The 13,801-nt window shown below is 64.6% G+C and carries 13 protein-coding genes and 1 pseudogene; 8 read left to right on the top strand and 6 right to left on the bottom strand.

What is annotated here, in order from left to right; translation table 11 throughout:
• Nucleotides 1-523: cation:proton antiporter (locus MOV74_RS16125; RefSeq protein ID WP_246924085.1), on the bottom strand; the 523-nt coding region annotated here is incomplete at its 3' end.
• 138 nt (nucleotides 524-661) lie between these two features.
• Between MOV74_RS16125 and MOV74_RS16120 the strand changes: the two genes are divergently transcribed.
• The 5 genes from MOV74_RS16120 (at nucleotide 662) to MOV74_RS16100 (ending at nucleotide 6,724) form a co-directional block, all read left to right on the top strand.
• Nucleotides 662-1,426 carry a hypothetical protein gene (locus tag MOV74_RS16120; protein WP_246924082.1) on the top strand — a complete coding sequence of 255 codons (765 nt, stop codon included), beginning with the start codon at nucleotides 662-664 and terminating at the stop codon, nucleotides 1,424-1,426.
• 185 nt (nucleotides 1,427-1,611) lie between these two features.
• A complete protein-coding gene (locus MOV74_RS16115; RefSeq protein ID WP_246924079.1) occupies nucleotides 1,612-2,997 on the top strand; it encodes a tetratricopeptide repeat protein in 1,386 nt (461 codons plus the stop codon).
• A 369-nt stretch (nucleotides 2,998-3,366) separates the two neighbouring features.
• On the top strand, nucleotides 3,367-5,277 hold the full coding sequence (locus MOV74_RS16110) for a propionyl-CoA synthetase (RefSeq protein ID WP_246924075.1): 1,911 nt from the start codon (nucleotides 3,367-3,369) through the stop codon (nucleotides 5,275-5,277).
• A 238-nt stretch (nucleotides 5,278-5,515) separates the two neighbouring features.
• Nucleotides 5,516-5,785, top strand: a complete 270-nt coding sequence (locus tag MOV74_RS16105) for a hypothetical protein (protein WP_246924071.1) — start codon at nucleotides 5,516-5,518, stop codon at nucleotides 5,783-5,785.
• A 192-nt stretch (nucleotides 5,786-5,977) separates the two neighbouring features.
• Nucleotides 5,978-6,724 carry an OmpW family protein gene (locus tag MOV74_RS16100; protein ID WP_246924068.1) on the top strand — a complete coding sequence of 249 codons (747 nt, stop codon included), beginning with the start codon at nucleotides 5,978-5,980 and terminating at the stop codon, nucleotides 6,722-6,724.
• A gap of 129 nt (nucleotides 6,725-6,853) precedes the next feature.
• Here the strand turns inward: MOV74_RS16100 and MOV74_RS16095 are convergent, their stop codons facing one another.
• Nucleotides 6,854-7,549: a DUF1013 domain-containing protein gene (locus MOV74_RS16095; RefSeq protein ID WP_246924066.1), complete on the bottom strand. Its 696-nt coding sequence runs from the start codon at nucleotides 7,547-7,549 to the stop codon at nucleotides 6,854-6,856.
• Between the two features lie 243 nt (nucleotides 7,550-7,792).
• Between MOV74_RS16095 and ispH the strand changes: the two genes are divergently transcribed.
• Genes ispH through rnhA form a run of 3 tightly spaced genes read left to right on the top strand, consistent with a single transcriptional unit; the run spans nucleotide 7,793 to nucleotide 10,212 of the window.
• On the top strand, nucleotides 7,793-8,761 hold the full coding sequence (gene ispH / locus MOV74_RS16090) for a 4-hydroxy-3-methylbut-2-enyl diphosphate reductase (RefSeq protein WP_246924064.1): 969 nt from the start codon (nucleotides 7,793-7,795) through the stop codon (nucleotides 8,759-8,761).
• A gap of 6 nt (nucleotides 8,762-8,767) precedes the next feature.
• Nucleotides 8,768-9,751, top strand: a complete 984-nt coding sequence (locus MOV74_RS16085; RefSeq protein ID WP_246924062.1) for a homoserine kinase — start codon at nucleotides 8,768-8,770, stop codon at nucleotides 9,749-9,751.
• On the top strand, nucleotides 9,748-10,212 hold the full coding sequence (gene rnhA, locus MOV74_RS16080) for a ribonuclease HI (protein WP_246924060.1): 465 nt from the start codon (nucleotides 9,748-9,750) through the stop codon (nucleotides 10,210-10,212). The genes MOV74_RS16085 and rnhA overlap by 4 nt, the downstream gene beginning before the upstream one ends.
• Before the next feature lie 150 nt (nucleotides 10,213-10,362).
• Here rnhA and MOV74_RS16075 read toward each other — a convergent pair whose 3' ends face one another.
• The 4 genes and pseudogenes from MOV74_RS16075 to MOV74_RS16060 all read right to left on the bottom strand — a co-directional run.
• Nucleotides 10,363-10,848: a peroxiredoxin gene (locus MOV74_RS16075; protein ID WP_246924058.1), complete on the bottom strand. Its 486-nt coding sequence runs from the start codon at nucleotides 10,846-10,848 to the stop codon at nucleotides 10,363-10,365.
• Between the two features lie 108 nt (nucleotides 10,849-10,956).
• A complete protein-coding gene (locus tag MOV74_RS16070) occupies nucleotides 10,957-11,529 on the bottom strand; it encodes a DUF924 family protein (protein ID WP_246924056.1) in 573 nt (190 codons plus the stop codon).
• A gap of 12 nt (nucleotides 11,530-11,541) precedes the next feature.
• Complete coding sequence (locus MOV74_RS16065; RefSeq protein WP_246924053.1) at nucleotides 11,542-13,227, bottom strand: long-chain fatty acid--CoA ligase; 1,686 nt, start codon at nucleotides 13,225-13,227, stop codon at nucleotides 11,542-11,544.
• A 189-nt stretch (nucleotides 13,228-13,416) separates the two neighbouring features.
• Nucleotides 13,417-13,801 (bottom strand): annotated as a pseudogene (locus MOV74_RS16060) (peptidase M15); the annotation flags it as partial.

Below are 13,801 nucleotides of genomic sequence, written 5' to 3'. Positions count from 1 at the left end.
ATGTCAGATGCTCGGTGGCGACCGCGCCGACCGCGATGCGATAGATCAGCAGCGCGGTGGCGTCGTTGAGCAGGCTCTCGCCTTCCAGCACCTTCACCATGCGGTGGGGCAGCTTGACCTGGCTCAGGATCGCGACCGCAGCGGCCGCATCGGGCGGCGCCACGATGGCACCGAGCGCAACCGCGGCGGCCCAAGGCATGTCGGGCATCAACCGGTGCGCGACGAAGGCGACGCCGGCTGTGGTGAGGCCGACCGCGGCGACGACCAGGGTCGAGACGGGAACCCAATTGTTGCGCAGATCGCGCAGCGAGGTGTCGAAGGCGGCGTCGAGCAGCACCGGTGCGACAAAAAGCGCCAATGCCAGGTCCGGCTCCAGCGCCCAGGACGGGCTGGATGGCACGAAGGCAATCAGTGCGCCGCCGATGGCGAGAAAGGTCGGGTAGGGGACCTTGATCCGCCGCGCCAGCGCCGATAAGGCAACGGCGCCGAGCAGAAGCGTGATGATCCATTCGAATGTCGACACGATGATCCCCGAGGCCGATATGAGCGGCGCCACAAGCTAGCACCAATCCGGCCGTATGATGGATAGTACGGCCCCGAGGCAAGAACCAAGGCAAGAGTTAAGTCAGGTCCGAAAGCAAGATTTCCGACTGCAGCGAGCATGCGTTTTCAAAAACTCATTCAATCGTCAGGTGCCGTATTGCTTTGCGCGCTCTCGCTCGCCGCCGCTCAGGCTGCGACCGGTGGCGAGCCGGCTGCGGTGATCCGGCTCGATGTCGCGTCATGCCTCGCGGCGACCGCGGCCGACGACATGGACAAGGCCGCCACGGCCTGCGCCGCCGTGATCGACAATGAGAAGACGGTGAAGGCGGACCTGATCAAGGCGCTGATCGCGCGTGCGGCGCTCTATGCGCGGCACGACCAGATCGACCGTGCCATTGCCGATGACAGCCGCGCGCTTTTGCTCGATCCCACGCTTGCCGACGTCTTCAATGCGCGCGGCGAGCTCTGGCTCAAGAAGGGCGACAAGCCCAAGGCGGTGCAGGATTTCGGCGCGGCGCTGAAGATCGACCCGAGCCACGAGAAGGCGAAGGCCAATCACAAGGCAATGGCGCGCGAGATCGAGCGGATCGGCGCGCAGATGGCCGTCGCCGGCAAGCCCAGCTTCAATTGCAAGCGTGCGGCCCGGGCTGTGGAGAAGGCGATCTGCGGCAATCGCGAGCTCGCCGATCTTGATCGCGAGATTTTTGGGTCGAACGCGCGCGCGATCCGGGAGGCGCGCAATCCGGCGGAAGCGAAGAACCTCCAGCGTGAGCAGAATGAGTTCATTGCCCGCCGCAATGCGGAGTACGGCCGGCCGGGATATGATCTGAAGAAGGCGATGCAGGAGCGCCTGCAGCGGATCAACGGGGTAGATGGGTATTGAGGGCTTTGCTCCAAAAGCGCTCGTCATGCTCGGGCTTGTCCCGAGCATCCAGTTTCTTTCCGCCCTAGGTTAGACGTGGATGGCCGGGTCAAGTACGGCCATGACGGTGTGGACTGGCCCGAATTGAACCCATCCCTTGCCGGCCGCGACAATGGTGAGAACCCGACGTCACGGAGCTCTCTGCCATGTGCGGCACGCATCCTTCCGCGCAAACGTCTTCGTTTGCCAAAAGTTCGCTGCGAATCTTTCTGTTCAGCGCGGCAATGAGCTTCGTTCTCGCCGCTCCGGCCTCTGCCGCCACCGATTGCGTGATGGGGAGCGAGGCCGCTCCAGTGGAGCTGATTCCGGCCTGCAGCACCATCATCGACCAGGCCGCAAATCCCGCTTCCGACCGCGCCTCGGCGCTGCTGGTCCGTGCTGACGCCAATGCGCGGAGCTCGGGTGGCCTCACCCAGGCCCTGCGAGACATCGACCGCGCCATTGCGCTGGACGGCAAGGATGCAAGGGCCTGGCGCCTGCGCGGCGACCTCCTGCGCGAGGCCGGCGGCGACCTCAATCGCGCCGCGGCTGACCTCAGCAAGGCGATCGCGCTCGATCCTGAGAATGCGGAAGCCTTTGAGCTGCGCGGTGTCGTCTATACCAATCAGCGCCGGCTCGACCGCGCGCTCGCCGACTACGACCAGGCGATCAAGCTGAAGCCGGATTATGCGCAGGCCTGGTCCGACCGCGGCGCGACCTATTATCTCGGCGGTGACAACGAAAAGGCGATCAAGAATTTCGACGAGGCCTTGCGGCTCGACCCCAACCGGCCCCGCACCTACTCCAACCGCGGCGCGGCCTGGAAGAAGCTCGGGCAGTACGACAAGTCGGTCGCCGACAACGGCGAGGCGATCCGGCTCGATCCGAAGCAGCCCGAATACTATGACAATCGCGGCCTCGCCTATGCCGCGATGGGTGAGTACGACAAGGCCATCGCCGATTACGACCAGGCGATCCGGCGGGAGCAGCGCCCGAACTTCCTGACCAATCGCGGCGATTCCTACCAGTTCAAGGGCGAGCTCGGGGCTGCCTTGAGCGACTATGACGCCGCGCTCAAGCTCGATCCGAGCTTTGCCAAGACCTACAACAACCGCGCCGTGCTCTACAAGAAGATGGGTGAGCGCGCGAAGGCTCTGGCCGACTACGAGGCGGCCTTGCGGCTCGATCCTGCCAACGACAACGCCGCGAGCGGTCGCCGCGCCATGATCGCCGAGATCGCGAAATTCGGCACTGAACCGCCGCGGGCGCTGAATGCGGCGTCCGGCAACGGTCCGTCGTTCTCATGCGGGACGGCCAGGCGTGAGGTCGAGAAGGTGATCTGCGCCGATCCGCAACTGGGCGTGCTCGACCGTCAGATCGCCGAGACCTACGATCGCGTCTTGAAATCGGCGGGCAAGCGCGCGGCTGGCGAGCTGCGCAAGACCCAGCGCGATTTCCTCAGCCTCCGTAACGCCAGCTTTGGTCGCCCGGGCTACGACCTGAAGAAAACCATGCAGGATCGCTTGCAGAAGCTGAATGCGATGGATAGCTGAAAGCCGCTGAAGAAGCTGAAGTCGAGCGGCTGGCTTGGTCACCTCTCCCGCTTGCGGGAGAGGTCGACGCGCTCGAAGAGCGCGGCGGGTGAGGGCTTTCTCCTCGTGGGGACTTCCTGCTAAAGCCTCGGCAATCCCGACGCGGAGGCACCCCCACCCCAGCCCTCCCCCGCAAGCGGGAGAGGGAGTGCACCGCCGTTGCCGCAGCGGCTCCGCCTCCGCCAAAAGGCCCCTCCTTTTCAGCTTGAACCGCGGCCCGTTCCCGGGAAAATAGCCCTCAACAAGGCCGGCGATTGATCCTGGTCATGGCGGGACGTCTGTCCTGCCACAAGGTTCAGGCTAGGCGAATAAAGGGACGGGAGCGCGGGAATGAAGGTCGACGGTAAAAGTCGTTATCACGAGGTCCATGCGCGCTCTCTCGCCGACCCCGACGGCTTCTGGGCCGAGGCGGCGAAAGAGATCGACTGGATCGAGCCGCCCAAGAAAATCTTCGATGCCGCGCAGGGAACCTACGGCCGCTGGTTCACCGGCGGCGTCGTCAATACCTGCTACAACGCGCTCGACCGCCATGTCGAACGCGGCCGCGCCGACCAGGTCGCGCTGATCCATGATTCACCGCTGACGGGCAGCGTCACCAGACTGACCTATGCGGAACTGCTGAACGAGGTGCAGGCGCTCGGCGCCATCATGCAGGATTTTGGCGTCGCCAAGGGCGATCGCGTCATCCTCTATATGCCGATGGTGCCGGAGGCCGTGGTCGCAATGCTCGCCTGCGCGCGGATCGGCGCGGTGCATTCCGTGGTGTTCGGCGGCTTTGCTGCGAAAGAGCTCGCCACCCGCATCGACGACGCGCAGCCGAAACTCATTCTCTCCGCGAGCTGCGGCATCGAGCCCGGCCGTATCGTGCAGTACAAGCCGCTGCTCGACGAGGCGATCAGACTTGCCGGCAGCAAGCCGAAGGCCTGCATCGTGCTGCAACGTCCGCAGCTGACCTGCGACCTGACCCCGGGCCGGGACTATGATTGGGCGAGCCTGCGCCGCAAGGCGCTGAACGACGGCAAGAAGGCACCTTGCGTGCCCGTTGCCGCGACCGATCCGCTCTACATCCTCTACACCTCGGGCACCACGGGCATCCCGAAGGGCGTCGTGCGCGACAATGGCGGCCATCTCGTCGCGGTGAAATGGTCGATGTTCAACCTCTACGGCGTCAAGCCGGGCGAGGTGTGGTGGTGCGGCTCCGATATCGGCTGGGTGGTCGGTCACAGCTACATCGTCTACGGCCCGCTGCTGCACGGTGCGACGACGATCATGTATGAGGGCAAGCCGGTCGGCACGCCCGATGCCGGCGCGTTCTGGCGCGTGATCTCCGAGCACAAGGCCGTTGCCTTCTTCACCGCGCCGACCGCGTTCCGCGCGATCCGGAAAGATGATCCGGAAGGACAATTCATCCGGCAATACGACCTGTCGAAATTCCGCACCCTGTTCCTCGCCGGCGAGCGCGCCGATCCGCCGACGGTCGAGTGGGCGGAGCAGCAGCTGAAGGTGCCGGTGATCGACCATTGGTGGCAGACCGAGACCGGCTGGTGCATCGCCGGCAACCCGGTCGGGCTCGGCATGCTGCCGGTGAAGCATGGCTCGCCGACGGTGCCGATGCCGGGCTATCAGGTGGATGTCGTCGACGAGGCGGCCAAGCCGGTGGGACCCAACACCATGGGTTCGATCGTCATCAAGCTGCCGATGCCGCCGGGCTGCCTGCCGACGCTGTGGAATCAGGACGAGCGTTTCAGGGAAGCCTATCTCACCGAATTCCCCGGCTATTACAAAACCTCGGATGCCGGCTACAAGGACGAGGACGGCTATGTCTTCGTCATGGGCCGCACCGACGACATCATCAACGTCGCCGGCCATCGGCTTTCCACCGGCGGCATGGAGGAGATCCTGGCCTCGCATCCCGATGTCGCCGAATGCGCGGTGCTCGGCGTCAAGGACGCGATCAAGGGTGAGGTGCCCTGCGGTTTCCTGGTGCTCAAGGCCGGCGTGAAGCGTGCGCCAGCTGAGATCGAGAAGGAGATCGTCGCGCTGGTGCGCGACAAGCTCGGCCCGGTCGCCGCCTTCAAGCTCGCGATCACGGTCGGCCGGCTGCCCAAGACGCGTTCCGGCAAGATTCTGCGCGGTACCATCAAGAAGATCGCCGACGGCGAGTCCTGGACCATGCCGGCGACCATCGAAGATCCCAAGACGCTCGACGAGATCGGGGAGGCGCTGAAGGGGAGGGTGTGAGGTTTGCTCTGGCGGTCATGCCAGTGAGACGCGGGGCCGCTACCCAACCTCTGCCGTCATCACCCGCGAAAGCGGGTGATCCAGTACGCCGGGGCAGCAGTGTGACCCAATGACCGCCGCGGCGTACTGGATTCCCCGCTTTCGCGGGGAATGACTGCGGGGGGAGGGCGGCATTCAGCCAGGGACTTACAATCTCCGCATTCCGCGCTAAAGAGGGCCGGCCAACAGGGGACCTCGTATGCCACTCACCGCCGCGCCGCGCCTGCTTGCAGCTGTGCTGCTCGCCATCGCTCTCTCCGCCTGCTCCGCGCGCTACCAGACGCCGGTGGCGGTGGGCGGTGACGATGACGACGCGGTTTGCCAGAGCCGCGGCTATGCGCAAGGTTCGCCCGAATACGTGGTCTGCCGCAAGGACCGTGACGTCCAGCGCAATGCCGCCACCGCGCGTGCCGACCGTCGCCAGCGCGACCTCGGCGAATACATGCTGAACCATCCCGAGCGGCCTTGATGTGAGGTGCGGCATTATCCTGCCGCGCCGCGCACAACGCATTCGTTGTTTCCGTGGCACATCTGCAACGCCGTGGCCAAATCGTGGCGACCTTCGCCTGAATTGATCGGCATCAAATCCTTCAGCGGTCCCCTTCTGCTCTGACGCTCGTGTCGCGCAACGACGCGCGAGAGAAGGCTGAAGGGGACTGAAATGCAGAGAACGACAAGAAACCTGGCGCGGCTTGCGACGGTTGGCGCGATGATCGCGGGCACGTTAGCATCGGTGCAAGCCGCCGATTTGCCGGTTTACAAGAAGGCGCCGCCACCGGTGGAGGCGTTCAATCCCTGGATGGTGCGCCTGCGCGTGCTCGGCGTGTTACCGGATGCCGGCGGCTCGACCGTCAATGTGGCGGGCGTGCCCTCGCTGTCCTCGCCGAATTCCGGCCTGTCGATCAGCGACCAGGTCGTCCCCGAGCTCGACATCAGCTATTTCTTCACCAAGAACATCGCGGCCGAGCTGATCCTCGGCGTGACCCGGCACTCGATCAGCGGCACCGGCTCGCTCGCGAGCCTACCGATCGGCAAGACCACGCTGCTGCCGCCGACGCTGACGCTGCAATATCACTTCGACAATTTCGGCGCGTTCAAGCCGTATATCGGCGCCGGCGTGAACTACACCGTGTTCTTCAACAATTCCGCCGCCAATTCGCCTGCCGCAATCGCCGGTCCGCCTGCGATCGTCGCCACCACTACCAACTTGCACGTCAGCAACGCATGGGGCGGCGCCGTGCAGTTCGGCTTCGACTACATGATCGACCGGCACTGGGGTCTCAACGTCGACGTCAAGAAGCTCTGGCTGCGTCCGGATTACAGCGCGATCGTCTCCGGCCTGCCGGTCACCGGCACCGCGCATATCGATCCGTGGCTGGTCGGCGCGGGCGTGACGTACAAGTTCTGAGGGACGCTCGCATAGAGCAACAAATTCCGCTGTCGTCCCGGCGAACGCCGGGAAGGTGCGCAAAACAAAAACGCGGCGGGTTTTCCCGCCGCGTTTGCATTCGATGGTGAATGAACGAAGAGCGGAGCCTTACCCCTCCTCGTCCTCCTGCTTCTTGCCGCCGAGCGTCTTCAGCTTGGCGAATACGGCGTCGAGGTTGAGGTCGTCGCTCGATCGCTCGGCGGGCTCGAACTCGTCCTTCTTGGTGGTCTCGGAGGCCGGCAGCAGGGTTGCGCCGCCATAGGCTGCGTCGATCGGCTTCTCCTTGGCCGCGCGCGCCACCTCGAAATCGAGCTCGATCTGCGAGCAGAGGCCGAGGGTGACAGGGTCGATCGGGGTCAGCTGGGAGGTGTTCCAGTGGGTTCGGTCCCGCACGCTCGCGATCGTGCTCTTGGTGGTACCGACCAGGCGCATGATCTGGGCGTCCTTGAGCTCGGCATGGTTGCGCAGCAGCCAGAGGATGGCGCTCGGACGCTCGTGGCGGCGCGAGACCGGGGTGTAGCGCGGGCCCTTCCGCTTGGGCTGAGGCGGCAGCACCACCTTGCTCTCCTGGAGGCGGAGGCGGTAATCCGGATTCCTCTCGCCCTTTTCGATCTCCTCTCGGGTCAGCTGGCCGTTGGAGAGGGGGTCCATGCCCTTGATGCCCTGGGCAGCATCGCCGTCGGCGATCGCGCGCACCTCGAGGGGATGCATCTTGGTGAAATCGGCGACCTGGTCGAAGGTCAGCGCGGTGTTGTCGAGCAGCCAGACGGCGGTCGCCTTGGGCATCAGAGGTGCGTTGCTCATGGCAAATCTCCTTTGTGCTTCGCCCACCCCTCTGGAGGCGAAACCGGTGGTCATCAGCGATGACTGGGAATTCGCGCTATATAAGCCCGGAGGGGGTAGCCACGCAATGGTTCTGCTATAGATAGTGCCTTGACAGCGCCCGAAAGGGGGCCCAATTCCCTGTAAGCCCGTACCCAAGCCCTATTCCATCCATCGACCGCTTCCCGCCCATTTGGCGAGGTGATTCGGTCCCGAGATCGCTCAATGTCAGCCAAACCAGACCTCAAGATCGTGCTTTGTTCTCCCCGTGGCTTCTGTGCCGGGGTGGTCCGGGCGATCGACACCGTGGAACGGGCGCTCGATAAATACGGCGCCCCGGTCTATGTTCGCCATGAGATTGTGCACAACAAGTACGTCGTCGACGGGTTGAAGAAGAAGGGCGCCATCTTCGTCGAGGAGCTCGCCGAAATCCCGGAAAACACCACCGCACCGGTTGTGTTCTCGGCCCACGGCGTGCCGAAATCGGTTCCTGCCGACGCCCAGTCGCGCAATTTGTTCTCGCTGGATGCGACCTGCCCGCTGGTGACCAAGGTGCACCGCGAGGCCGCGATCCACTTCAAGCGTGGCCGCGAGATCTTCCTGATCGGCCACTCCCATCATCCCGAGGTGGTCGGCACGCTCGGCCAGCTTCCGACCGGCGCCGTGACCCTGATCGAGACCGCCGAGGATGCCAAGACCATCGCCCCGAAGGACCCCAACAACCTCGCCTTCGTGACCCAGACCACGCTGTCGATCGACGACACGGCGGAGATCGTGGCGCTCCTGAAGGAGCGCTTCCCGAACATCAACGGGCCGCACAAGGAAGACATCTGCTACGCCACCACCAACCGCCAGCTCGCGGTGAAGAAGGTCGCGCCGGTGGTCGACGCGCTGATCGTGGTCGGTGCGCCGAACTCGTCGAACTCGCAGCGCCTGCGCGAGGTCGCCGAGCGCGAGGGCTGCGGGATCGCGGTGCTGGCGCAGCGCGCCACCGACATCGACTGGGACAAGTTCGGCAACATCGCGAGCCTCGGCATCACCGCAGGCGCATCCGCGCCGGAGGTGATCGTCGAAGAGATCATGGACGCCTTCGCCGAGCGCTACACGCTGCATGTGGAGACGGTCTCGGCCGCGGAGGAGAACGAATTCTTCCCGCTGCCCCGTCAGGTGCGCCCTGAAGCTGCCGCCGAGTAGACTTTTATGGCGGTCTACACCGACGTTGCCGCCGACGAGCTTGCGGATTTCCTGAAGCAATATGATCTCGGCGAGTTGCTCTCCTACAAGGGCATTGCCGAGGGCGTCGAGAATTCGAACTTCCTTCTGCACACCGGGCAAGGCTCGTTCATCCTCACGCTCTATGAGAAGCGCGTGGCGAAGAACGATCTGCCGTTCTTCCTGGCGCTGATGACGCATCTCGCCGAGCACGGCGTCAACTGCCCGCTGCCGGTAAAGGGGAGAGACGGCGAGGCGCTGCGCGAGCTGTCGGGCCGTCCGGCCGCGATCATCACCTTTCTCGAGGGCGTCTGGCCGCGCAAGCCGAACGCGACGCATTGCGCCGGTGTCGGCGAGGGGCTGGCCAGGATGCATCTGGCCGGCGCCAATTTTGCGATCAAGCGCGGCAATGCGCTGTCGGTGTCGGGCTGGCGGCCGCTGTTCGACGCGGCGGCAAGCCGCGCCGATGAGGTCCAGCCGGGCCTGCATGCGTTTCTCGCCGCCGAGCTCGATTATCTCTCGAGCGGGGTCTGGCCGAACGATCTGCCGGAGGGCGTGATCCACGCCGATCTCTTCAACGACAACGTCTTCTTCCTTGGCGACAAGCTCTCCGGGATCATCGACTTCACCTTCGCCTGCAACGACATGCTGGCCTATGACGTCGCGATCTGCCTGAATGCCTGGTGTTTCGAACCGGATCATTCGTTCAACGTCACGAAGGCGCGCGCCTTCCTCAATGCCTATGGCCGGGTGCGAAAGCTTTCGGAGGCGGAAGAGGCCGCGCTGCCGCTGCTCGCGCGTGGCGCTGCGATCCGCTTCCTGCTGACGCGGCTGGTCGACTGGCTCAACGTGCCCGAGGGTGCGCTGGTCAAGCCGAAGGATCCGCTGGAATATTTCCGCAAGCTGCGCTTTCACCAGAGCGTGTCCAGCGCGCGCGATTACGGACTGATGCCGTCAGGACTGGTCGCGTGAGCGAGCTTCCCAATGTCACGATCTATACCGACGGCGCCTGCTCGGGAAATCCCGGGCCGGGCGGCTGGGGCGCGATCCTGAAGTTCGGCGACAAGGAAAAAGAGCTGAACGGCGGCGAGCGCCACACCACCAACAACCAGATGGAGCTGATGGCGGCGATCTCCGCGCTCGAAGCGCTGAAGAAGCCGTGCACCGTCGATCTCTACACCGACAGCCAGTATGTCCGGCAGGGCATCACCGGATGGATCTTCGGCTGGAAGCGCAACGGCTGGCGCACCGCCGACAAGAAGCCGGTGAAGAACGTCGAGCTATGGCAGCGCCTCGACGCCGCGCTGAAGGCCCATGAGGTGCGCTGGCACTGGGTCAAGGGCCACGCCGGTCACCCCGAGAACGAACGTGCGGATCAGCTCGCGCGTGACGGGATCGTGAAGGCGCGGTTGCAGCAAAGGCTGGCGGAGTAGGGGCGCGCTGTCGTCGCCCGGTTTCGTAGGGTGGGCAAAGCGGAGCGTGCCCACGGCTTCATCTGATCATGGAGCGATGGTGGGCACGGCGCAAGTGCGCCTTTGCCCACCCTACGACACTTCCTGCTTGGAAGGAGCCGGGGTCTAACTTTACAGCTGCCCCAGCAGCGTATCGCCGCCGGAGACCTCGACCTTGCCGGGCATCGCCTCCAGGTTCAGCTTCTTCACCACGCCGTCCTCGACCAGCATCGAATAGCGCTTGGAGCGGATGCCGAGGCCGTTGGCGGAGGCGTCCAGCTCCATGCCGATCGCCTTGGCGAACTCGGCATTGCCGTCGGCGAGGAAGATCGCCTCGTCGCGCTGGTCGGTGTCGCGCTTCCAGGCGTTCATGACGAAGGCGTCGTTGACGGAGACGATGGCGATGGTGTCGACGCCCTTGTCCTTCATGGCGTAGGCGTTGAGGAAGATGCTCGGCAGATGCATCTTGTGGCAGGTGCCGGTATAGGCGCCGGGCACCGCGAACAGCGCCACCTTCTTGCCCTTGAAGATATCGTCGGTGGTCTTCACCTGCGGACCTTCCGCCGTCATCACGCGGAATTTCGTCTCGGGCAGCTTGTCGCCAGTCTGGATCGCCATCGTCAGTCTCCCTGAAAATCGGTCCCGCTTTTTAGACCGTGCGGCGGGCCTGCACAATATTGCTAGCGGGGAAAGCGGCGGAGGCGGCGGCCCATCACCTCGATGTCATCAGCCCGAAAAGCCGCCACTGTCGAGAAAGGCCTGCTCTTCCTCCGTGGTCGGACGCCCGAGGACGCGATTGCGGTGTGGAAAGCGGCCGAACCGTCGGATGATGTCGGCGTGCTCCCGGGCGTATTTCAGGTTTTCGGTATTGTCAGACTTGTTGGCATTGTCGGCATTTTGAAACAGGGCGACGCAATGCTCCTGGTCGGGCAAGTGCTCGGAATGCATGAAAGGCAGATAGAGGAATTCTACCAGCACCGGATTGATCCTGCGATCGACGCCGCGATCGATGGCCCGGCGGGCGACGTCGCGCGCCAGCGCATCGCTGGAAAACGTCCTGGGATCGCCGCGAAACATGTTGCGGGGGAACTGGTCGAGCACGACGACCAGCGCGAGCGCGCCGTCGTCGCTCCTCTCCCATGATGCAAGCTCACCGGCGGCCGCCTTCTGCCACACAGCGAGAAAGCGGCGCCTGACCTCCGCGTCGAAAGCGTCGTCGCGCTTGTACCAGTGCTCGCGGCCGGCCTCGCGCCAGAAGGCGAGAATGCCTGATGGCGCGATGTCTCCGACGTCCGTCATCGGCGGTGCGGCTTACGCCGCTTCCGCCTTCTTCTCGTCGCGGAGCTGACGGCGCAGGATCTTGCCGACATTGGTCTTGGGCAGGTCGTTGCGGAACTCGATGTGCTTGGGCACCTTGTAGCCGGTGAGCTGCTCGTGACAGAATTTGATCACCGCCTCGGCGGTGAGGTTGGGGTCCTTCTTCACCACGAAAGCCTTCACCGCTTCACCCGATTTGGAATCGGGGACGCCGATCACGGCACATTCGAGCACGCCCGGATGGCTCGCGATCACTTCCTCGATCTCATTCGGGTAGACGTTGAAGCCGGAGACCAGGATCATGTCCTTCTTGCGGTCGACGATCTTGGTGTAGCCCTTCTCGTCCATCACGCCGATGTCGCCGGTGCGGAAATAGCCGTCCGCGGTCATCACCTTGACGGTCTCCTCCGGCCTGTTCCAGTAGCCCGACATCACTTGCGGCCCCTTGGCGCAGATCTCGCCCGCCTGGCCGAGAGGGACTTCGTTGCCGTCGTCGTCGCGGATCGAGATCCAGGTCGAGGGCACGGGAAGACCGATGGTGCCGGTGAACTCGGTCGCGGTCGCCGGATTGCAGGTCAGCGTCGGCGAGGTTTCCGACAGGCCGTAGCCTTCGGCGATGAAGCAGCCGGTGATCGCCTTCCACTGCTCGGCAACAGGGCGTTGTACGGCCATGCCGCCGCCGTTGGAGATCTTCAGCTTGGAGAAGTCGAGCTTCTTGAAGTCGGGATGGTGCATCAGTCCGTTGTAGAGCGTGTTCACGGCCGGGAAGCTGTTGACCTGGTATTTCGCCAGCTCCTTGACGAAGCCCGCGATGTCGCGCGGGTTGGGAATCAGGAGATTGCAGCCGCCGGCGCGCACCGCGAGCAGGTAGCAGGCCGTCAGCGCGAAGATGTGATAGAGCGGCAGCGCGCAGACGATCATGAGCTGATCGACATGCGGCGGCGCGGCCATCGCCGGCTGGAGCCAGGCGTCGTTCTGCAAGACGTTGGCGACGATGTTGCGGTGGAGCAGGGTGGCGCCCTTGGAAACGCCGGTGGTGCCGCCGGTATATTGCAGGAAGGCGACGTCGCCCGGCGAGAGTTTTGGTTTGTTGAAGGTCATGCCGCGGCCGGCCGAGAGCGCGTCGTTGAAGGATACTGCGCCCGGCAGCGACCATGCCGGTACCATCTTCTTGACGCGGCGGACGACGAGGTTGACGATCACGCCCTTGAAGCCGAGCAGGTCGCCCATGCTGGCGACGATGACATGCTTCACCGCGGTCTTCGCGATCACCTGTTCGACGGTGTGGGCAAAGTTCTCCAGCACGACGATGGCTTCGGCGCCGGAATCCTTGAGCTGGTGCTCGAGCTCACGCGGGGTGTAGAGCGGGTTGACGTTGACGACGGCGAAACCGGCGCGCAGCACCGCGGCAGTCGCCACCGGATATTGCAGCACGTTCGGCATCATGAGGGCGACGCGCGCGCCGCGCTGCAGCCCGCGGCCCTGCAAATAGGCGGCGAGCGCGACCGACATCTGGTCGAGGTCGCGGTAGCTGATCGCCTTGTCCATGCAGATGAACGCCTTGCGGTCGGCGAACTTGGTGAAGCTCTCCTCCAGCAGGTCGACCAGCGATGCGTATTGGGTCGGCTCGATATCGGCCGGCACGCCGGGCGGATATTGCTTGAGCCAGATGCGCTCCATGGAAAACTCCCCTCGTTGACCAGAGCCCGTTGTGTCTCGGGCTTGCCTCATTGCCGCCAGTATCGAACCTGCCGGAACGTGTGGCAAGCGGTCGAGGCTTAGGGCAAAGGTCGGGGCGTCGCTACCGGAATCATCGCGAACGGCGCTGCCGCAGGTGCGAAGCGCCGTCCGTCGCGCTGAGGGACGCCGTTAACTGTTGTTGGCCGGCTTGGCGGCCGGCTTGGTCGCGGCCTTGGGTTTGGCGGGCTTCGGATCGCCGCTCGCCGCAGGCTTCTCGGCGGGTTTTGGCGCCGTATCGTGCTTGGCGGCAGCATGCTTGGGCGCCGCCGGCTTCGCCGCCGTCTTGGCGTCGCTCTTACCGTCGCTCTTGGCCGCAGCCGGCTTGGCATCCGGCTTCGCCGCGGCCGTCTTGGTATCCTTCTTGCTGTCCTTGCCCGCGTCTTTCGGCTTGTCGGCCGCGTCAGGCTTCTTGGCCACGCGCGACTTCTTGCCACGCGGCTTTGACGCGGCCTGCTGGTCGGCATCGGCCGCGACCGCCGCGATCAGGGCGGTGCCGGTGCGGGTCGGGCCAGTA

The organism is Bradyrhizobium sp. SHOUNA76 (assembly GCF_023006445.1).
GTDB lineage: Bacteria > Pseudomonadota > Alphaproteobacteria > Rhizobiales > Xanthobacteraceae > Bradyrhizobium.
Note: the sequence above shows the minus strand (reverse complement) of the source record. Positions and strands in the feature narration are given on the sequence as shown.